The 602-nt window shown below is 39.9% G+C and carries 1 protein-coding gene; it reads right to left on the bottom strand.

Annotated features, from left to right (window positions below):
* A partial coding sequence (locus tag HCR01_RS38190; protein WP_226890103.1) for a condensation domain-containing protein occupies positions 1 to 602 on the bottom strand: 602 nt, incomplete at both ends.

Raw genomic sequence — 602 nt, 5'->3', positions numbered from 1 at the left:
TGGAAAAAGGGAGAGTAAGCTAAAGAACGTTGTGGTTGTAGTGCTTCAACTACTTTATCAAAAGGCACATCTTGATTTTCATAAGCTTTGAGTGTGGTTTCTCTGACTTGTGCAAGTAAACTCTCAAAACTAGGATTATCTTCAAAACGGCTTCTCAACACCAAGGTATTCACAAAAAAGCCAATCAAAGACTCGATTTCACTATGGTTGCGATTGGCGATCCCAGAACCGATTAAAATATCTGACTGACCACTGTAACGATATAGTAAAGTGGCAAATGCTGCGTACAGAGTCATAAATAAGGTAGTACCGTGATTCTGAGACAGAGTTTGCAACTTCTGTGTCAAATCAGCATTTAAACTAAAACTTTGAGTAGTACCCCGGTAACTTTGGACAGTTGGACGAGGGCGATCGCTGGGTAATTGTAAAAGTTCTGGTGCATCACCTAATTGCTGTTTCCAGTAATTGAGTTGGTTTTGAAATACTTCCTCACTCAACCATTGTCTTTGCCAAACTGCAAAGTCTGCGTACTGGATAGGTAATTCTGGTAAGGGTGATGTTTCTCCTACACAAAAAGCTTGATATAGAGTCGATAACTCTTG

The sequence above is a fragment of the Nostoc sp. MG11 genome, from assembly GCF_014904695.1.
Lineage (GTDB): Bacteria > Cyanobacteriota > Cyanobacteriia > Cyanobacteriales > Nostocaceae > Komarekiella.
Note: the sequence above shows the minus strand (reverse complement) of the source record. Positions and strands in the feature narration are given on the sequence as shown.